Consider the following 19,878-nt stretch of genomic DNA (forward strand, 5'->3'; position numbering starts at 1 on the left):
TTGGGTCCTTTTGCCGAAACAAAAGGACCTCGGCTGCCGGGCCGACACCCGGCATTCAATTCACAATTACCCAATTCGTACAATTCTTGTTAGGCTGTGCGACAGAAGTCGTTTTGCTCTTGTGCCCTCTTTAAGTATGATCTGAAAAATGGGCTGAGTTGTGAGAAATTAAAGTGAATGGAGCATAATCGTGGCTGATCAATTCCCGGAACTGAGTAATGAGTTGCGCCAATTTATCGGCGCCCAAAAAGTGTTTTTTGTCGCGACGGCTGCCCCCGACGGGAGAATCAATCTCTCACCGAAGGGCCAGGATTCCCTACGTGTGCTCAATCCTCACGAGATTCTCTGGATGAATTTAACCGGGAGCGGGAACGAAACGGCAGCCCATCTTTTGGAATCCGATCGAATGACGATGATGTGGTGCGCTTTTGAAGGGCCGCCACGAATTCTTCGGGTCTATGGCACCGCACAAGTCTTTCATCCGAGGGATGCTCGTTGGGCGGAGTGTTCGACTCAATTGCCTTCTACCACAGCGACGCGGCAGTACTTCCTGGTGTCTATCGATCGTGTGCAAACTTCCTGCGGTCATGCCGTGCCTTTCATGAACTACGTGGAAGACCGCCATGTCCTTTCGACGTGGGCGGAGAAAAAGGGCGATAAGGGTATCTCAGAATACTGGCAAAAAAAGAACCGGCTCAGTATCGACGGGAAGCCGACAGGGATTCTTGGTTCTGAGAGTGATTGAGAGGATGATGAATTCCGCAAGCAAGGATGAAGGATGAGTGAGGGTTTGCTCTATTATTTTGCCTATGGTTCGAACCTCCACCCTGTGCGGTTGCGGGAACGCGTGCCTTCTGCCGAGTTGCTGGATGTGGTTGAGTTGAGACGCTATCGACTGGCTTTTCAGAAAAGGGGTCAGGATGGATCGAGTAAGTGCAACCTGGTCCGCACGGGAGAAGCATCTGATGAAGTATATGGGGGCATCTATCACATAGATTCAGCCCATAAACCCATACTTGACCGTTTCGAAGGCAAGGGAAAAGGTTATCACGATAGTCAACTCCCGGTAGACCTTCATGGGAAAGAGTACGCCTGTCTTACATATCTGGCTCAACCATCCTACATTGAGCATAACCTAAAGCCCTATCATTGGTATAAAACCCTCGTGGTGTTGGGTGCCAAACACTTACGGTTTCCGGATGCCTATGTTCGTTCCATCGAATCGATTGAGTCGGTTGAAGATCCGGACGAAGAAAGTCGGATCCAACATCAAAGATTGATCGAGCGAATTCGTCAATACTCCACCTCATAACTCAGAACATTCGGTGAGTGAGTACGTTGAATTTTTTGAAAGAAGTCTTCAGTGAATTTCAAAGGATTCAACCGCGTGGAATCTTTGGTGGTCATGACCTCGGCCTATTTCATTTTCCCTCCGTTCCCCTCATCGACGCCTGCCGCCCGTGCCCCTGATCGGACGCTCTTATTCTTGACGGGCTTGTTTGAGCCCCGCGAGTTAGCCCGTCTCCCCTTTCTTCGCGTCCGGTCAATCTAATGAGGCCGGGCGGGGCGTCAATGGTTTTGGGTCCTTTTGCCGAAACAAAAGGACCTCGGCTGCCGGGACGAAACCCGGCATCTAATTCATACATTTTAAAATTATCCAATCCGTGCAATTCTTGTTAGGCTGTACCACAGAAATCGTTTAGCCCTGGTGACCTCTTTAGGTATGATCTGAAAACTGGGCGGCGTTATGAGAAACTAAAGCCAATGGAGCGTAATCATGGCTGATCCATTCCCGGAGCTGAGTGATAAGTTAAGCCTGTTTATTGGTGAAAGCCTCAATGAATAACAGGAATAGAAGGGGTTCAACTCACTCTTCAGCAAAGTTTCGGTTCGTCAACTCGTCGCTTTTCCGCTATAATGCCACGAATCTTGTAGGAGGCTGATATGAAAAATTTGTCCAGAATTACTACAGATCCTCAAGTCATGGGTGGCAAACCTTGCATCCGAGGACTGCGAATTACAGTCGGAACAATTGTGGGACTTATCGCTAAGGGACATTCCAGGGATGAGATTCTCAAGCTCTATCCGTACTTAGAAGAAGCCGACATCCCGGAGGCATTAACCTACGCTGCCTGGCGTGCGGAAGAGGTTGAGGTTCCTCTGGGGCACCTGTGAAGGTTTTGGTTGATATGAACCTTTCCCCCTCTTGGATTGCTATCCTTGAGCGTAATGGGATTTCGGCTGTTCACTGGTCCGCTGTAGGGAAAGGTAGCGAATCCGATTCAGTCGTCCTAGGGTTGGCCCGCGAACATGACTATTTGGTCTTTACCCATGACCTGGATTTCGGTGCTATCCTGGCATCGACAAAAGCCTCTGGACCTAGCGTTATTCAAGTGCGCACTTAGGATGTCTCACCTAACCCTCTTGGCGAAATTCTCGTGAAGGCCTTACGCGAGTATCATGAGATTTTAGTGCAGGGCGCTCTCATTACCATTGACGAGTCTCGTCTGCGGGCTCGCATCCTTCCTCTCGTTCAATAGAACATTGATGCCGAAAAAGGGTTCGAGAGTCAATAAGCGTTATCTTCCCATTCTGATGACTATGGACCTTAAGTGTGTGGAACTGGCGTCAGGCATGGGTATAGGTTTACATCAATAACGAAATTAATTTTTCGTATCCCAATCGTTTTCCTTCATCATAAGCAGTACAAGTTGTGTTGTCCCAAGATGTGTGTTCTCCTCGCTTTTCGGTCTCGCCCATGTATCGTTGATCGTTCCCCCTCTTATGCTGACTCCCAAGAATTTGATTTCGGACATTCGATTCATTCGCCCTTGCCAAATCCATCCTGAACTTCTCGCGAATGGCTTCCTTGTGATATTGAAATAACTGGTGAAGAAGTTTAAGAAAAGGAAATGAAGATCTGAGATCCGCAGTGAGGGGGCCGTCCATGTGCTAGATTCTTTGCCTGCGGCTCAGAATGACAACAATGCTTAGGGTCACCCATTGAAATAGCTGAGTGAAGCCGAAAACGCATTGCTGGATGGCAATGTCTGACTCCAGAAATGACGAATGATCCGAGGATACAGGATCTTCTACAGATGGCTTCCATTCATTCCAATTAATTTTCACTTTCATACTTTCCCTGCCCGACGCCTGCCATTCGGTCCCATTATCGGACGCTCTTCTTCTTGGCGGGCTTGTCTGAGCCTGGCGAGTTGGTCTTCTATTAAATCCCCCATTGTTTCTGCAGGCTTTCCTGGCCTTGTAGTGTGGCCGAGCAGTGCAGCCGACCCCGGGTAAAAGGCGCGCATTGTTTGAGCCAAGCGAGTTTGCGCGCCGCCGGGGTCGGCGAACCGCACAGGGAACCCGAAGGGCCACAGTATGGCCAACATGGTTTTGGGTCCTTTTGCCGAAACAAAAGGACCTCGGCTGCCGGGCCGACACCCGGCATCTCCAGTAAGCTTAAATATGCGCCCGAACAGAGCGGAAATTATTTGAACACAATACAAGGTTTTTGCTGACAGCAACTCATACGCTGTATTCTAAAGCCAGCGAGACGTTGTCCATTGCGAAATCTTATATATAGATGAAAGATGACTCCATGACCGACCAACAGAAACCAAACCCACGCGGACCCCAAACAATCATTGGCAAACTGTCCGGAAAATCGATCACCATCCCCGATGTCAATGCCCCGCCCATGCCCGCACTGGCACCTCCCGGCGTCATTCACAATGGCATGAAAGCCGAAGGTTTCGAAGCGATCAACTCGTCCATCGGATATCCCGATGTGCGGAGCTTCAGAAGAAAGTTCGGGCTGATAATTCCTGCCACGAATACCAGTATGGAGCACGAACTATGGAGCATCATTTGTAAGAACCAGGGACCGGACGGGTTGCGAGGGGTGGGCCTTCACACGGCGACCGTCATGACCTCGAAGCCGAGATTGGAAACCGAAGAAGATCTGAGGGCGTATAAGAAACAGTTTCTGGGCGGACTAAGAGCCGCGGTGGATGTGGCGTTGTTGGCAGAGCCACATTACCTGATCATGGGCATGAGCCTGGAGCATATTCTTGGAGGCCTTGAAGCCATTCGAGCCCCGATGGAGGAGATTGAAGAGTACTCCGGTCTGTCCTGGGCCACCTGGCATGATGCCATTCACGCGGCGCTGAGGAAATATGGCGCGAAGCGGATCGGCCTCCTGACGCCGTTCGATAAGAAAGGCAACGAGTTTGCGACGCAGATGTTTGAAGAACTGGGATACGAGGTGGTGTCGAGCGTGGGGTTCTCCTGCGCGAACGCGCTGCATATCGCGCATGTTCCGGACTCGGCCAAGGAAAAGGCCATTTTGGAATTGTTGGCGACTGAGGAACATGCATTGGATGCCGTCGTCCAGTGTGGCACGAACATGAGCTTGATTAATGTGACAGAAAAGTTGGAGCCGGGTCTTGGAATTCCGATCCTGGGGATCAATGCCGTGACCTTCTGGTATGCGCTACGGGAAAACGGATTTGAAGGACCGTTGGCGGGTGGGGGAAGGTTGTTGCAAGAATTCTAGGCCGGACGGGAGCCCTATGACAATCCTAGCGCCGACGAGCGGTCTGATTTTTCGCGCCAGTCTCCGGATTCATGAGAAAGGAGATTAGGCTGTGAAAACCAATGGTGAAATTTTGTTCTAGGGAAAGGAGGTCAGCCGAACCCTGACGATCTTCGGCCAACCAGAACTCTCATGCTTCGGATCTGGAATTCAAACATCACCTGATACAACGATGGCCGGACGATGGGACGCATGGTGGCCAATGTTTTGTCCACAGAACATCCACACTGATGGAAAGGTCGGGATCAATCTGCCTGGCAACGGGATAGAGATGTCCTGAGTCTAGCCTGCTTTTTTCACCTTGCAACGATGACGAGGACAGTATGAGTCAAGAGTCACTGTATGAACGTCTTGGCGGGTACGAGGGCATTCTCGCGTTTACAAATGATTTGCTTCCCCGGTTGCAATCCGACCCTCAATTGGGGCGATTCTGGCAGAATCGAGGTGATGACGGGATAGCCAGGGAGCGCCAACTCCTTATTGATTATTTGTGTGCCAATGCCGGAGGTCCGATGTACTACACCGGCCGCGATATGAAGCTCTCCCATAAAGGCATGAAAATCAGCGAACGTGATTGGGCGATTTTCCTTGAACATGCCGGGGCGACGATGAAGGCGTTGGACGTTCCGCGGCAGGAATGTGACGAGGTGGCGGTGTTTGTCTCCAGCTTGAAGCCGGATATCGTCGAAGTCTAAGGCGAGGGATGACAAGATCTATCCAGTCCACCACTATAAGGTGCCGGGCTTTGGTCCGCGCCAAGCAATAGCTCAGCTGCCGGGGCGAACCCTGGCAACACAGAACATCACGCCGACACCAACTCAGCGCGTATAAGGAAGTGTTGAGGTACGAGGTAGTTCTCCTGGTCCGACGCCTGCCGCCCGTCCCATGATCGGACGCTCTTTCTCTTGGCGGGCTTGTCCGAGCCCCGCGAGTTAGCCCGCCTCCTCCTACTTCACTCAATGGCGGTGACAAGCTGCTCAGCGATCTGTTTGGGGGGGAAGATGCGTAGGCGGTTATTTTTGGTATAGAATACCGCCTCCGTGGGAACAGATGATGGCGACTCCTTCGAAATTTTCCGATTCTTTTCTGCCTTCCGGCACATCCACCTGCTTTCGAATTCTTTCCGTATTCTCCCGCTATGGTCTGATCACCAATACCGGACTTCGTGTGGCGATTCGATAGGTTTGTGGCCCTGTCGGGTGCCGGAAGAATGGCTCTCGGGGCTGCCGTTCGACTGTTTGGGCGGGCGTCGAGGCCGGCAGGAATTGGCCCAACAGGCCTCACGGTCTTTTCTGAAGGTGTTTCCATAAAAAACTAGGCAAAAACGTGAGACCTATGCAAAGGAGGCAGGTATGAAACCGTTAGAACACGCCATGATCGACAAATTCAAGACACACTTCGGGGGGGAGGCACTTCTTCCTGGCGACGCCGGCTATGACGAGGTGCGGCAGATCTGGAACGCCATGATCGACCGCCGTCCCGCGTTGATTGCCCGCTGTGTGTCAACTGAAGATGTCGTCCAGGCGGTCGGGTTCGCGCGCAAGCACAACCTGCTTGTCTCGATCCGAAGCGGCGGGCACAACATCGCGGGGAACGCCGTCTGCGACGACGGCCTCATGATTGACCTCTCGCTGATGAAGAATGTTCAAGTGGATCCGAAGGCTCGCCGGGCGACCGTCGAGCCCGGCTGCACCCTTGCCGATTTCGACGCGGCCGCGCAGGCCCACGGCCTCGCCACCCCGCTGGGCATCAACTCGACCACGGGCGTGGCCGGCCTGACGCTCGGAGGCGGGTTCGGCTGGCTGAGCCGGAAGTACGGTATGACCATCGACAACCTGCTTTCCGCGCATGTCGTCACGGCGGAGGGGCGTCAAGTGCATGCCAGCGCAACGGAACACGAAGACCTCTTCTGGGGGCTGCGTGGTGGTGGTGGGAACTTGGGTATTGTCACCAGCTTTGAGTTTCAACTCCATCCCGTCGGGCCGGACGTCTTAAGCGGGCTCATTGTCTTCCCCTTCGACCAGGCGAAGTCGGTGCTGACGCAGTTCGCCCGTTTCACCGAGACGATGCCGGACGAGCTTGCCGTCTGGATGGTCACCCGGAAGGCGCCCCCTCTGCCCTTTCTACCGACGGAGGTCCACGGGAAAGAGATCGTCGCCCTTGCATTGTGCTACGCGGGTGACCCCACTCTGGGCAAGAAGCTGATCGAGCCGCTGCGCAGGTTCGGCACGGCTCACGGTGAGCACATCGGCGTGCAGCCCTACATGGCCTGGCAACAGGCCTTCGATCCGCTCCTGACGCGGGGTGCGCGCAACTACTGGAAGTCCCATAACTTTTCGGAACTGAGTCACGGCGCGATCGACGCCGTTATTCAATATGTCGGCACCTTTCCGTCGCCGCAATGCGAGATTTTCGTCGCTGCGATCGGTGGCCAGACGGCCCGCGTCGCGCCCGAGGCGATGGCCTACTCAAGCCGGGACGCCAACTACGTGATGAACGTGCATGCCCGTTGGGAGGGAGCTGCCGATGACGAGGCCTGCATCGCCTGGGCGCGCGAATTCTTTGCCGCGTCACAGCCGTTTGCCAGCGGTGGTGCGTACATCAACTTCCTCACCCAAGACGAGACCGACCGCATTGCGTTCGCCTACGGTGCGACGTACAACCGGTTGGTGGAGCTTAAGAAGAAGTACGACCCGACGAACCTCTTCCGGATGAACCAGAACGTCAGGCCGGTCTGAGAGGAGGTGAGGGGCCTCATACTCGCATGCAGCAGAGGGCGCGTCGGATCCCTGCTGATGCGGGTCGTGATGCCTAGACAACAGGTCAGGAGCAATCCTAGGTCCGAATACATTGAATATCTCCAAGAGGTATGTGCGCCATTGGGCCGATTTGGACACGCCGGCTGTTCGGTGACGATGGTCACTTACGCAAGGGTGTGAGGTTGGGTCTGGTTGCGGATGATTGATAAAACCAGAGGTCACCAAAACAACAAAAAAGGACCCATCAGTTCCTCATTCTTACGATGAAACACATCATTCCTCCTGCTCCCTGTGGAGCTTCGCAGAGGGTAGAATATTAGGATGGACGTGAAGGCTCTGCAGAGTCGGATTGCGGGCAAGGTGACGGTTGCGACCGACGCCGGGTACGAAGATCTCAGGCGCTCGCTCATTTGGAATCAGTTGACGCCGGGGCGTTATCCGCAGGTGGTTGTGCAGGTGGCGAATGAGCAGGATGTCATCGAGGCTGTCCGGTTTGCTCGCGCTCAGAATTTGAAAGTTGCCGTGCGAGGCGGGGGGCATAGTTGGGTCGGGTTTTCGTTGTGCGACGGGAGCCTGTTGATAGATCTCGGGCGTCTGAACCAGGTTTCGATTGACCCTATGAGTCGCACGGCAGTGGTTCAACCGGCGGTGACGGGGCGGGAGTTAAACCGGCAGTTGTCCGCGCATGGGTTGGCCTTTCCCGTGGGACATTGCCCTTCGGTCCCCATGAGCGGATTTTTACTGAATGGCGGTTTGGGCTGGAACTCTAATATATGGGGACCGGCCTGCTTTAGCGTCGAGGCGGCCCATGTTGTGACGGCCGATGGCACCTTAGTCGTGGTTAATCAGGAGCAACATGCCGACTTACTCTGGGCAATTCGCGGGGCGGGGCCTGGCTTTTTCGGGGTGTTGACTCAATTCGTTCTCAAGCTGTATCCGGTGCCGCGGGCTATTACGACCAGCACTTACTTTTACCCGTTGTCACACATGGAAGAGGTTGGCGCATGGGCAGAGGGAATTGCCGGACAGTTGCCGCGAGAGGTGGAATTGGCGATGTTCTGCGCTCCGGCGCCACCGGCCTATATCGAACAGTGCCGGTCCGGCAACGGCTTTGTCTGTCTCCTGACTGCGACGGCCTTTCTCGATTCCCAACGTGATGCCGCTGCCAGGCTCAACCTCCTGGAGGCTTGTCCCGTTTTATCCGAATGTCTGGGAAAGGAAGTGGTCCAGCCGACTTCGCTGGACGCCTTGCTCGATAAGGGGGGGATGTTATGGCCGGACTACCATCGCGCCCTGGCGGAAACGTTTTGGTCGAACTCTTCACCTGTACGGCCGTTGGCGACGATGCGCGAGTCCTTTTTGCACGCGCCGTCATCAAAGTCACTGGGGGCATGCATATTTGCCACCGGTTCGGAGAGTAGTGCTGCAATGCTCCCCGCCGCCGCATTTTCGATGACAGCCAGGACGTTACTTCTCTGCTATGCGATATGGGAACGGCCGGAGGATGATGATGCGAACAGGGCATGGCATTGTGAGACAATTGCGGCATTGAACCGGTTTGCGGTGGGTCATTACGTGGGCGAGTCCGACATTATCGAGGAACTGGTACGCGCCGAACGGTCGTTCGCGCCTGCGAACTGGCAACGCCTCCAGTCGCTGCGCCATACCTACGACCCTGATAGACTTTTTCATACCCACTTCGGGACAGGGTGACTATCAGGGATCTGTCGTACTATCCTTCCCTGCCACTCAGTGGAGGCACAGTTCAGTCCCAATTCTATGAGTGAGGGCGTTAAAATTTTCAAAGAGGAATTCGAACAATCCAGACCCATCCATCCCTGTCGGATGCAAATAATGCTTGAGTGATCATATTTTGCTATAGATACAGCCATGTCTCATCTGTCGTGCCAGGGGACCGCCTTCGGTGGCCGTTGAACTCCAACGTGAGGCCCCACTGAGAAGTGAGGATGATTTCACTGTGCGATAGCATATCGGGACAACCCCCACATTATTGAGAGGGACTTGTTATGAACTGGGCGATTCTTATTATTGCCGGATTATTCGAAGTCGCATGGGCAATTGGGCTCAAATACACGGAGGGCTTTACGCGTCTGTGGCCGACTGTCGGGACTGTGCTGGCCATGGTAATCAGCCTTGGCTTGCTTGGTATTGCAATGAAAACACTTCCCGTCGGGACGGCTTATGCGGTTTGGGTCGGTGTCGGTGCTGTCGGTACTGCCATATTGGGAATCTTCTTGTTTGAGGAGCAGGCGAATCCCGCGCGACTGGTTAGTCTGGCATTGATCCTTGCAGGCATCGTTGGCCTCAAGCTCGCAACCCATGCCTAACTCTTTCTTCCAGTAGACGGGTTTCTGGGGCCGCTGAATTCCAACCTTTGTCGTAAAAAAGCACCCCGGACAATAAATTTATGAGCGAATACGTGGAATTTCTCAAAGAGGTGTTCGAGGAATTCGGACCCATTCATCCACGCCGCATGTTTGGCGGGTATGGGCTCTTCCATGATGGATTGATGTTCGGGCTGGTGGCGGATGATGTGTTGTATTTGAAAGCTGACGAGGCATTGGCCCCATTTTTTGAGGAACGGGAATTAGAGCCCTTCCAGTATAAAAAACACGGCAAGACATTCACCATGTCCTACTATATGGCCCCCGAGGAGATCTTTGAGGATACGGCGGAGGCGAAGGGCTGGGCGCTTCGGTCGTATGAGGCGGCCGTTCGTGCAAAAAAGCCGGTGAAGAAGGTCAAGCAAAAAAAAAGCCGGTCACGGTTTAATCTTTAGTTCCAGGAAATTTTTTCCTAAAAGTGCATTCGCTGATAGCCCGCGCAGGAGGAAAAATTCAGGATGACGCGGACATCAAACGATATTCCAGGAGACACATTGAGGGGCGAGATGATCGGGACGGTCTATATTGCCACCAGCGTTGATGGTTTTATCGCCCGCGAGAATGGCGGTATCGACTGGCTTCCCGGGGTGGGAGATGCCGGGACGGAGGATTACGGGTATCATGAATTCATTGATTCTGTTGATGCCATTGTTATGGGACGGGCCTCATATGAGATGGCATTATCCTTCGGGGCATGGCTCTATGGGGAAAAGCCCGTGGTGGTGCTCAGCAGTCGTCCGGTGGCTATTCGCAAGGACATCGCAAGAACAGTCGAGTCCATGAATGCACCACCGCATGAGGTGGTGCAACGCCTGGCGGGACGTGGATGGAGGCATCTCTATATTGACGGGGGCAAGACCATTCAAGGATTCCTTCGCGAAGACTTGATTCACCGACTGATCATTACGAAGGTTCCAATTCTTCTCGGCACGGGCGTTCCCTTGTTCGGGTCGCTTTCCCACGAGATCCACTTGGAGCATCTTGACACACGATCGTTTGAAAACGGTTTGGTGCAAAGCCACTATGAGGTGCGACGGAATATCGCCGGGTAGAAAACCTCTTCCTGGCGTGATTGCACCCGGCCACTCAACCCATGGGCGGTGAATTTTTTTTTAGTGTGGCAAGGCGTGTCACGTGACATCCAATCCTCTGACTCAAGTATACTAAGGCCGTCTTATGCCATACGTGAATATTCAAATGACGACGGGTGCCTCCAGAGAGCAGAAGGCGGAATTGGTGAAAGACGTCACTGATTCCCTGGTTCGCGTGTTGGGAAAAAATCCGGATCACATCCATGTCGTGATTCAAGAGATTAACGAGGAAGACTGGGGATTTTCCGGACTTCTGACTGATGAATGGAAAAAGCAACAGGACCGATCGTCCTCAAGCAAATGACGATTAACCATTTGGGGGCAGTGGGACCTATGAACCTCAGACTGCGCCATGGTGGCCCTTCCGATGCTGAACCGTGTGGCACGATCTGTTACGAAGCGTTTAAGTCCATAGCCGAACAACATAATTTTCCTCCTGATTTTCCTGCCCCGGATATTGCCGTTCAGTTATTTTCTCACCTGTTCTCGCGTCCTGACCTTCATTCAGTCGTAGCTGAAGTGGACGGGCGAGTCGTCGGGAGTAATTTCCTCTGGGAGAATGCCGTTATTGCCGGGGTCGGTCCGATCACCGTGGACCCGGCGGTCCAAAATGGGGCCGTGGGTAGACGCCTGATGGAACATGTGTTGGAGCGGGCGCAGGAGATCCGTTTCGCGAGCGTCCGGTTAGTGCAAGCGGCCTATCACAATCGTTCACTGTCTCTCTATACCAAATTAGGTTTCCAAGCCCGTGAACCGCTTTCGACGATTCAGGGTCCGGCCCTTGGTCTCTCGATATCCGGCCACGCTGTTCGTCAGGCGGTTGAAAAGGATTTGGCGGGTTGCAATCGGTTGTGTCTTCAGGTCCATGGGCACGAACGGGAATCCGAACTGCTGGACGCCATCAAACAACAGACGGCCACCGTGGTCGAACGCGATGGTCGCATTTCGGGGTATGCCACTCTGGTTGGTTTTTTTGGCCATGCGGTTGCCGAGAACAATGAAGACCTGAAGGCGATCATCGGTGCGGCTACCGGTTTTCCCGGTCCGGGATTTTTGCTCCCCACGCGCAATAGTGATCTGCTTCGCTGGTGTCTGGAAAAAGGGCTGCGGGTCGTTCAGCCCATGACGCTGATGAGTATGGGGTTGTATCACGAACCCGACGGGGCCTTTCTGCCTTCTGTGGTGTATTAAATGGGCTGTTGAAAAAAGCTGCCAGCGGCGTTCTCGCCATGTTTCCGTGCTCACGTACTGGACGTACGCTCTGCGCGCAAAACAAACGTTGTGGCCTTCGGGACACGGCAGGCAATTTGCGGCCTTGCTGGACGAATCCTTCGAAAGGCTCAAGGCATGCTTTTTTGACCGGCTTGAGGCCTCTGATAGGCCACGTGCCTGGGGGTCAATATGCCAGTGGAAATGAGTATAATTCAACACTTCCTTAAACCGCATATTGCCCCTCTCTGAGGTCATCTGAACATTCATCCCATTGTGCAGGAGCCCATGTGAACGAAATCAGCATATTCGTATCTGAGTATGGCGGAATTGTGTTGTTTGCCATCGTCTTCGCCGAGCAAGTCGGCCTTCCGATTCCGGCAGTCCCGGTATTATTGGCGGCCGGTGCCCTGGCGGGTGCCGGGCAGATGGATCTCGGTGTCGCCATTGTTCTTTCTATCGTCGCCTGTCTGGCTGGCGATGTGGTGTGGTACGAGGTGGGCCGGCGTCGAGGCCGGCAAGCCCTCAGTCTTCTCTGCCGCATTTCATTGGAACCTGATTTTTGCGTGCGGCGGACCGAGAATTTTTTTACCCGTCATGGCATCCGCGCGCTGATTTTCGCAAAGTTTCTGCCGGGCTTAAGCACGCTCGCGCCGGCGATGGCCGGTCTCTTTGGAATCAGATTCACTCGTTTCCTGGGCTATGACGGACTGGGTGCGGGACTCTGGGCGCTGGCGTTTGTGTTGCCTGGGTATGTCTTCAGCAGTGAGATCGAAGCCATTGCCGCCCAACAATCCCGCGCCGGTCTGGTCTTTCTGATGGCGATGGGTATCGGCCTCGTGGCCTACATTGCTTATAAGTTTGCCCACCGGCAATGGGTGTTGCGCGAGTTGCGGATGGCCCGCATTTCGGTGGACGAGCTGAAAGGGATGATGGACAAGGGCCATGAGGTCTTCGTGTTGGATCTGCGCGGTGCGTTGGATCACGAAGCGGACCCCTACACCATTCCAGGAGCTCTCCGCATGACCGCGGATGAATTAGAACAGCGGCATGCCGACATTCCGCGACAGAGTGATGTTATTCTATTCTGTGCCTGCCCGAACGAAGCGACTGCTGCCATGATGGCGTTAATGTTGCGGAGGCGGGGAATTACGAAAGTACGGCCTCTTGCCGGAGGCATCGACGCCTGGCGCGAACGGAACTTTCCTCTTGAAGCCACATCGTCGGTTGCCTCCACTGGTCTTGTGGCCGGGTGAGCCTGGTTGGCCTGAAGATGGGACGCCACAGACGGTCCAGGGTGGGTCATGGTTCCCTCTCACAATTAAACCGCCATAAAATATTTGGATAAAAGGAGAAGAGTATGGCCGTATCAGACCTTCAATCTATCGCCTTCCCAATTCTCGACGAATTCCAAATCGGCGAGCTCAGTCGTTGTGCGGCCGCCACGCCAAAGTTGTATCCGGACGGAGCGACGCTGTTTGCCATCGGGGACCGTAACTTCAAATTCCATGTTATCAAATCAGGTGAAGTCGAAATCTTTGACTATTCCGGAGATGAGCCAAAGACCCTGACGGTTCATCATCAAGGGGGGTTCACCGGCGATATCTCTCACCTCACCGGCAATCCTTCGGTGGTGAGTGCTGTGGCCAAGGGCGATTGTGAAGTGTACGAGATCTCAGGGGATGCGCTCATGCAGGTCCTGAATCAGTGTCCGGTCCTGAGTGACATCATCCTCCAGGCATTCATCGCCCGGCGGCAACTCCTGCACAAGTCGGCTGATTTTACCGGTCTGCGGGTTATCGGCTCCCGTTATTCGGCCGACACCTTCCGGGTCCGGGATTTCCTGGCTAAGAACCATGTGCTCTTTACCTGGGTGGATGTGGAGACGGACCCGCAGGTGGACCGGCTTCTTAAGCATTTTGGCGTGACTGAAGCCGACACGCCCGTGGTGGCCTGCAGCAAGATGCTGCTTCTCCGCAACCCATCGAACCGCGACCTGGCTGACGGCATCGGTATCCGCCATCCCTTGGCGGCGGCGGTGTACGATTTAGTTGTGGTGGGAGCCGGTCCCGCAGGTTTAGCCGCGGCGGTCTATGGTGCCTCGGAAGGGTTACGGACGGCCGTGCTCGAGCGCACGGCTCCCGGCGGGCAAGCCGGCACCAGTATGAGGATAGAAAACTATCTTGGTTTTCCCACCGGCGTGACGGGTAGCGAACTCACCGACCGTGCCATTATCCAAGCCAATAAATTCGGTGTCCGCCTATCTGTCCCGTCGCCGGTCACACATCTGACATTCGACAAAACTTATTCCATTATACATCTCGACGGAGAGGAATCGATCACGACGAAATGCCTGTTGATCGCCACCGGTGTCGATTATCGCCGACTCGGTGCCGAGGATGAGGAGAAATTTGAGGGAAGGGGTGTGTACTTCGCCGCAACTCCCGTTGAAGCCCAAATGTGTCGGGGAGGCCAGGTGGCAGTCGTGGGTGGAGGCAATTCTGCAGGCCAGGCTGCGGTGTTTCTTGCGGGGCAGGCCAGGAAGGTCTTTCTCGTGATTCGCGGTGATGACCTGTACAAGAATATGTCGAGTTATCTGGCCAGACGGATTGAACAGACCGCCAACATTGAGATTCTTCGTCACACGACGGTCCGCCGGATGCACGGGAATGGATACCTCGGTTCCATCGACATTGCCAATAGCCAAACGGGTGAGGAGCGAACAGTAGAGATGGCTGCCGTATTCACTTTCATTGGAGCCGTGCCACGAACCGACTGGTTGCCGACGGAGATCGAGCGGGACGCGAAAGGGTTTGTCCGGACCGGCACCATACTGGCACAGACCTCACAGTGGACTTCTCTCCGGCCACCGTTCCTGCTGGAGACCAGCCGTCCTGGCGTTTTCGCGGCCGGGGACGTGCGCGCCGATTCGATTAAACGCGTCGCCTCGGCCGTCGGTGAAGGCGCGATGGCTGTACAGTTCGTGCATGAATACCTCAAGGAATTGTAAGAAAGGCCAACACCATGTCCCAATCATCCTGCAGCCATCTCGATCAGATTCGCAACGTGAAACCGGGCGCCGCTGTCTGCGAAGAATGTGTCACTCTGAATGACCGGTGGGTCCATTTGCGAATGTGCCTCATCTGTGGTCAGGTCGGATGTTGCGATTCTTCAAAGAACAAGCATGCGACGAAGCATTTTCAGGCGACCAGTCATCCCATCATCCGCTCTATCGAACCAGGGGAACAATGGCGGTGGTGTTACCTGGATGAGCTGTTCATGGAATAGCCGGGAGCTTGAGAAAGAAATTGTTGTTCTATTGAGGACTGATCAGGCTCAGAAACAGACAACTCCATGCTCCCCATGAAGAACCTACATCTGGCCATGGCGACGAATGATATTGAGGGGACCATCGACGACTCCAGCGCTGGATGGCTTGAAACGGGGGATGTCCCCAAAAAAGGATATATAGCGAAATGTGTCTATTGATTCCGTTCTACAGAATTTTCTCTTCGAATCGCCAGGGTTTGTCTACCCTGTTCGGTCGAGGACTCTAACCGGCTGAAAAATTCCATTGTTATGGTTCATCGAATTGTCTCCGGCGGCCAAACGGGTGCTGACCGTGCAGCCCTTGATTTCGCGCTTCATTTAGGAATTGAGTGTGGCGGGTGGGTTCCGAATGGGCGGATGGCAGAAGACGGCGTCATTCCCGCACGTTACCAGAACCTCGTCGAGACAGAATTCGACGATCCGAGCATCCGGACCGAGTATAATGTGCGGGACTCAGATGCTACGTTGCTCATCACCCGTGGGGCACCGGCCGGAGGGTCGGCATTCACGGTTGAAGCCGCCATGCGTCTGGGCAAGCCTGTTCTTCATGTCGATCTCCTTCGAGAATCGGTGGAACAGATCGCGCCTCGGGTATGCCAGTGGTTGCAAGATTGGCATCCGGTCATCCTTAATGTGGCCGGGTCTAGAGCCAGCGAAGATCGTGAAATTTATAATTTCACTACAGTTGTGTTGAAATGTGTCTTTTCTGCGCTGAAAAGCAGGATGAACATTGGGCCCGAATTATAATCCTGGAGTTATAGCTCTGGAGATAAAATCTCACCTGCGCGCATCATTTTACCCTTCAGCTGAATTACCAACCTGGATGAGACCGGAGGATCGCTGGCCGGTGAGGTCGGCGTAAAAATCCTTGCCTTCGTGATTGATGACGATGAAGGCCGGGAAATCTTCCACTTCGATTTTCCACACGGCTTCCATACCGAGATCTTCGAATTCCAGGACTTCCACTTTTTTGATACTATGTTCGGCCAACCGCGCGGCCGGGCCTCCGATGGATCCCAAGTAAAACCCGCCATGCTTTCCACAGGCCTCCCGCACTTGTTTGGAGCGATTGCCTTTTGCCAGCATCACCATGCTGCCGCCTGCTTCTTGAAACTGGTCGACGTAGGAATCCATCCGTCCGGCGGTGGTGGGGCCGAACGATCCCGATGCATGGCCTTGGGGCTTTTTAGCAGGTCCGGCGTAATAGACCACATGATCTTTCAGGTATTGTGGCAAGCCTTTTCCGTTATCCAGCTGTTCTTTAATTCGGGCATGCGCAATATCCCGCGCCACAACGATGGGGCCGGTGAGGGAGAGACGTGTCGCAACGGGATGCTTGCGAAGTTCTGTCAGAATGTCTGCCATCGGCTGGTTTAAGTTGATTTTTATGACATGGCCATTCAAATCTTCGTCTGTCACATCGGGTAAATATTTCGCAGGATTGGTTTCGAGCTGTTCCAGGAAGATGCCTTCCTTGGTGATTTTTCCAAGGATTTGTCGATCGGCTGAACAGGAGACGCCCAAGCCGACGGGGCAGGAGGCTCCGTGGCGTGGCAAGCGGATGACTCGCACGTCGTGAGCGAAGTACTTTCCCCCGAATTGCGCACCGATGCCGGTCTCGGCGCAGAGTTGAAGAATTTGTCTTTCCAGATCCAGATCTCGAAAGGCACGGCCCTGGTTGTTGCCTGAGGTGGGCAGATCATCCAGGTAATGGCAACTGGCCAGTTTTACCGTTTTCAATGTGAATTCCGCAGAGAGGCCGCCCACGACAAAGGCCAGATGATACGGCGGACAGGCCGAGGTGCCGAGCGTTCGAATTTTTTCCGCCACGAACGCGAGCAGAGATTTGGGATTTAAGAGGGCTTTGGTTTCTTGATAGAGAAAGGTTTTATTCGCGGAACCTCCCCCTTTGGCAATGAATAAAAAATGATACTCCGATCCCGGCTTGGCGTAGAGGTCGATTTGTGCTGGAAGATTCGTGCCGGTATTTTTTTCCGTGTACATATCGAGTGGGGCCATTTGGGAATACCGCAGGTTGCGCGTATCGTAGGCTTCGAAAATCCCGCGGGAGAGGGCTTCGGCATCATCGCCGGTGGTGAAGACCTGTTGCCCTTTATAGCCCATGGCGATGGCCGTTCCGGTGTCCTGGCAGCCGGGTAGCACGCGGGCAGAGGCGATGTTGGCATTTTTGAGGAGTTCTATCGCGACAAACCGGTCATTTTCCGAGGCCTCGGGGTCTTCCAATATTTTGGCCAATTGTGCCAGATGGCTTGGTCGCAACAAATGGGCGATGTCATCCATGGCCTCGCGAGCCAGGAGGGTGAGGGCCTCGGGTTGGACCTTGACGAGTTCCTGACCTTCACAGTTCGTGGTGGACACATAGTCCGACGTGAGCTTTCGATAGCTGGTCGTATCCGCTTGATGTTCAAATATCTCCTGGTACTGAAATTCTCCCATGTCTGTCATTCCCTTCTTCGTCTATAACTTTAAATATCCTTTGTGTGCCCCACGGTAATTGCAGGTCCGTGGGCTTGGCAATATGGTTCTCGCCGGATCGTCAATTGTGCGTCTTCTTTTATTGAAACTTCAAGGGAGTCTCGAGTTTTTTTCGGCCGTAGATTAGAATGCACCCACGCCATTTTGAATGGGACATGTCAGTGTGGAAGTCGTTAGTCCGCCTGTCGTGCGTTGTTTGGACCTGGTCTCTCGATTATTCTCCCGGCCTTTTTTCGGAGAGGAAGGTGACTTCCTATGGATTTTCTTTTAATGTAGCAGGCTGCTGGAAGTCTTCATGATCATAATGGAGTGTGATTGCCCATGAAAGCCCTGATGTTCACCAATGAATTTCCCCCTTACACCTATGGTGGCGCCGGGGCTCACGTGGAGTATTTGAGTCGTGAATTATCACATCTTCTGTCCGTCGAAGTCCGCTGTTTTGGCGACCAGAACCTGGAACAGGGCAATCTGACTGTGCATGGCATCCCTCTGGGAGAGACTCCGTTTGCGGCTCCCAAGCCTCTGCATTCGGTCATTGGCGCGGTGCAGCGCTGTTGGCAAATGAATGCCGATGGGATGGGCGCTGACCTGGTGCATTGCCATACCTGGTATACCCATTTTGGCGGGATTATGGCCAAGCTCAATTACGGCATTCCGCTCGTTATCACCACGCATTCATTGGAGCCTCTCCGGCCATGGAAACGGGAGCAATTAGCCGGCGGGTATGATTTTTCTCTGTGGGTTGAGAAAACGGCCCTGGAGATGGCTGATGCCATTATTGCCGTCTCCGAGGGAACAAAGAAGGACATTCTCAGATTGTTTCAAGTTCCCGAAGAGCGGATACATATTATTCATAACGGGATCGATCTGCAAGAATTTCGGAAGGTCCAAAGTGAGGAGGTGTTAATCCGATATGGGATCCCCACCGGACAACCCTATGTCTTATTTGTGGGAAGGATGACACGGCAGAAGGGGATCACCTATTTGATTCAAGCTCTTTCCTATTTAGATGAGGAGTTTCCGGTGGTGCTATGCGCCAGCTCTCCTGATACACCGGCCATGGCGGCGGAAATGAAGGAGGCCCTCGATCAGATTTCGGCCCATCGAAAGCATATTTATTGGATTCCGGATATTCTCGATAAACCGAGTCTCATCGAGTTGTATTCTCATGCCGGGGTTTTTTGTTGTCCTTCTATTTATGAACCATTCGGGATCATCAATTTAGAGGCGATGGCCTGCGAAGTGCCGGTAGTGGCTTCTGCCGTGGGGGGCATTCCTGAAGTCGTTGTGGAGGATAAGACCGGATTTTTAGTGCCGGTTGATCAATTTGAAGAAGCTCCCTTTAGCCCGAAAGATCCTGACCGGTTTGCACAGGATTTGGCCGACCGGTTGAATCAACTGATGCGAGATCCTGAATTACGGGTGCCCATGGGGCAAGCGGGAAGACGACGGGCGGAAGAACTCTTTGGCTGGGACAAAATTGCTAAACGCACAAAGGCGCTCTACGAAACCGTTCTTGAGGGCAGCTAGGGCATGGGGCTGTGAGGTACCAATGTGGAAGGGAATATGAAGAGGGGCTTATCGTGTTGAAAGCTAAGGAACCCCTGGACTCCGGGCATTCCTGGTGAAGGTTGGAGGGGGTGCGCGTCCCGGTCTCTTACCCGGGATCGCGGCCGGTTTGAAACATGGCCTCAAGGCGCTGGACTTCTTCTTTGCGGCGGTGACGTTCTTCCACCAGCATGGAGATCATGGAATTCCAAAACGAGACTTCAGCCTCTGACCCGTCGGTTAACCGTTGGTCTCTCCATTCCGTCGCAAAACGGGTATACACTCGAATTTCGCAATCGTTAAAACTTCTGAGCGATTCAAGCAGTTCGTCTTCAGCATGCATAAGTCAACTGGCCTTCCTGAAGTTGGAGATGTAAATGATGAATGTTGGTCACAGCGAGCATGAGGATGTGTATCGGCGGTTTATTGCGGGTTCCTTAGTG

General features: G+C 53.8%; 21 protein-coding genes and 1 pseudogene. 19 read left to right on the forward strand and 3 right to left on the reverse strand.

Going from position 1 to position 19,878, the window contains the following annotated elements:
• Positions 1 to 190 precede the first annotated feature (190 nt).
• From PJI16_03070 to PJI16_03090, 5 genes and pseudogenes are all read left to right on the forward strand, one after another.
• The gene (locus PJI16_03070) at positions 191 to 745 is read left to right on the forward strand and encodes a pyridoxamine 5'-phosphate oxidase family protein (protein ID MDT3776539.1); all 555 of its coding nucleotides are present in this window, start codon (positions 191 to 193) and stop codon (positions 743 to 745) included.
• 33 nt (positions 746 to 778) lie between these two features.
• On the forward strand, positions 779 to 1,312 hold the full coding sequence (locus tag PJI16_03075) for a gamma-glutamylcyclotransferase (GenBank protein ID MDT3776540.1): 534 nt from the start codon (positions 779 to 781) through the stop codon (positions 1,310 to 1,312).
• Between the two features lie 75 nt (positions 1,313 to 1,387).
• The gene (locus tag PJI16_03080) at positions 1,388 to 1,552 is read left to right on the forward strand and encodes a hypothetical protein (protein MDT3776541.1); all 165 of its coding nucleotides are present in this window, start codon (positions 1,388 to 1,390) and stop codon (positions 1,550 to 1,552) included.
• 392 nt (positions 1,553 to 1,944) lie between these two features.
• Entirely contained in the window at positions 1,945 to 2,175 is a 231-nt protein-coding gene (locus PJI16_03085; GenBank protein ID MDT3776542.1) for a DUF433 domain-containing protein, read from the forward strand.
• Positions 2,172 to 2,540: pseudogene (locus tag PJI16_03090) on the forward strand (DUF5615 family PIN-like protein). The gene PJI16_03085 and the pseudogene PJI16_03090 overlap by 4 nt, the downstream one beginning before the upstream one ends.
• Positions 2,541 to 3,131: 591 nt before the next feature.
• Here PJI16_03090 and PJI16_03095 read toward each other — a convergent pair.
• Positions 3,132 to 3,392 carry a hypothetical protein gene (locus PJI16_03095; protein ID MDT3776543.1) on the reverse strand — a complete coding sequence of 87 codons (261 nt, stop codon included), beginning with the start codon at positions 3,390 to 3,392 and terminating at the stop codon, positions 3,132 to 3,134.
• A 209-nt stretch (positions 3,393 to 3,601) separates the two neighbouring features.
• Here PJI16_03095 and PJI16_03100 point away from each other — a divergent pair, with 209 nt between their 5' ends.
• From PJI16_03100 to PJI16_03160, 13 genes are all read left to right on the forward strand, one after another.
• Positions 3,602 to 4,558 (forward strand): hypothetical protein, encoded by a 957-nt coding sequence (locus PJI16_03100; GenBank protein MDT3776544.1) that lies wholly within the window; start codon positions 3,602 to 3,604, stop codon positions 4,556 to 4,558.
• A gap of 362 nt (positions 4,559 to 4,920) precedes the next feature.
• Positions 4,921 to 5,292 (forward strand): group 1 truncated hemoglobin, encoded by a 372-nt coding sequence (locus PJI16_03105; GenBank protein ID MDT3776545.1) that lies wholly within the window; start codon positions 4,921 to 4,923, stop codon positions 5,290 to 5,292.
• 657 nt (positions 5,293 to 5,949) lie between these two features.
• Entirely contained in the window at positions 5,950 to 7,335 is a 1,386-nt protein-coding gene (locus PJI16_03110) for an FAD-binding oxidoreductase (GenBank protein MDT3776546.1), read from the forward strand.
• 348 nt (positions 7,336 to 7,683) lie between these two features.
• A complete protein-coding gene (locus PJI16_03115; GenBank protein MDT3776547.1) occupies positions 7,684 to 9,069 on the forward strand; it encodes an FAD-binding oxidoreductase in 1,386 nt (461 codons plus the stop codon).
• A 314-nt stretch (positions 9,070 to 9,383) separates the two neighbouring features.
• A complete protein-coding gene (sugE, locus tag PJI16_03120) occupies positions 9,384 to 9,704 on the forward strand; it encodes a quaternary ammonium compound efflux SMR transporter SugE (protein MDT3776548.1) in 321 nt (106 codons plus the stop codon).
• Positions 9,705 to 9,784: 80 nt separating this feature from the next.
• Positions 9,785 to 10,156, forward strand: a complete 372-nt coding sequence (locus PJI16_03125; protein MDT3776549.1) for a TfoX/Sxy family protein — start codon at positions 9,785 to 9,787, stop codon at positions 10,154 to 10,156.
• A gap of 111 nt (positions 10,157 to 10,267) precedes the next feature.
• Positions 10,268 to 10,813, forward strand: coding sequence for a dihydrofolate reductase family protein (locus tag PJI16_03130; GenBank protein MDT3776550.1), 546 nt, complete (start codon positions 10,268 to 10,270; stop codon positions 10,811 to 10,813).
• 124 nt (positions 10,814 to 10,937) lie between these two features.
• Positions 10,938 to 11,156, forward strand: a complete 219-nt coding sequence (locus PJI16_03135; protein ID MDT3776551.1) for a 4-oxalocrotonate tautomerase family protein — start codon at positions 10,938 to 10,940, stop codon at positions 11,154 to 11,156.
• Positions 11,153 to 12,043: a GNAT family N-acetyltransferase gene (locus PJI16_03140; GenBank protein ID MDT3776552.1), complete on the forward strand. Its 891-nt coding sequence runs from the start codon at positions 11,153 to 11,155 to the stop codon at positions 12,041 to 12,043. Before PJI16_03135 ends, PJI16_03140 begins: the two co-directional genes overlap by 4 nt.
• Before the next feature lie 308 nt (positions 12,044 to 12,351).
• Positions 12,352 to 13,317: a DedA family protein/thiosulfate sulfurtransferase GlpE gene (locus PJI16_03145; GenBank protein MDT3776553.1), complete on the forward strand. Its 966-nt coding sequence runs from the start codon at positions 12,352 to 12,354 to the stop codon at positions 13,315 to 13,317.
• Between the two features lie 104 nt (positions 13,318 to 13,421).
• Positions 13,422 to 15,071 carry an FAD-dependent oxidoreductase gene (locus PJI16_03150; protein ID MDT3776554.1) on the forward strand — a complete coding sequence of 550 codons (1,650 nt, stop codon included), beginning with the start codon at positions 13,422 to 13,424 and terminating at the stop codon, positions 15,069 to 15,071.
• Between the two features lie 14 nt (positions 15,072 to 15,085).
• Complete coding sequence (locus PJI16_03155; GenBank protein MDT3776555.1) at positions 15,086 to 15,349, forward strand: UBP-type zinc finger domain-containing protein; 264 nt, start codon at positions 15,086 to 15,088, stop codon at positions 15,347 to 15,349.
• 291 nt (positions 15,350 to 15,640) lie between these two features.
• Entirely contained in the window at positions 15,641 to 16,138 is a 498-nt protein-coding gene (locus tag PJI16_03160) for a putative molybdenum carrier protein (GenBank protein MDT3776556.1), read from the forward strand.
• 48 nt (positions 16,139 to 16,186) lie between these two features.
• Here the strand turns inward: PJI16_03160 and PJI16_03165 are convergent, their stop codons facing one another.
• Positions 16,187 to 17,848 carry a fumarate hydratase gene (locus PJI16_03165; GenBank protein ID MDT3776557.1) on the reverse strand — a complete coding sequence of 554 codons (1,662 nt, stop codon included), beginning with the start codon at positions 17,846 to 17,848 and terminating at the stop codon, positions 16,187 to 16,189.
• 360 nt (positions 17,849 to 18,208) lie between these two features.
• Between PJI16_03165 and glgA the strand changes: the two genes are divergently transcribed.
• Positions 18,209 to 19,417 (forward strand): glycogen synthase, encoded by a 1,209-nt coding sequence (gene glgA, locus PJI16_03170; GenBank protein MDT3776558.1) that lies wholly within the window; start codon positions 18,209 to 18,211, stop codon positions 19,415 to 19,417.
• Between the two features lie 127 nt (positions 19,418 to 19,544).
• Here the strand turns inward: glgA and PJI16_03175 are convergent, their stop codons facing one another.
• Positions 19,545 to 19,778, reverse strand: coding sequence for a hypothetical protein (locus tag PJI16_03175; GenBank protein ID MDT3776559.1), 234 nt, complete (start codon positions 19,776 to 19,778; stop codon positions 19,545 to 19,547).
• Positions 19,779 to 19,878 lie beyond the last annotated feature (100 nt).

Origin of the sequence: Nitrospira sp. MA-1 (assembly GCA_032139905.1) — a bacterium.
Taxonomy (GTDB): Bacteria; Nitrospirota; Nitrospiria; order Nitrospirales; family UBA8639; genus Nitrospira_E.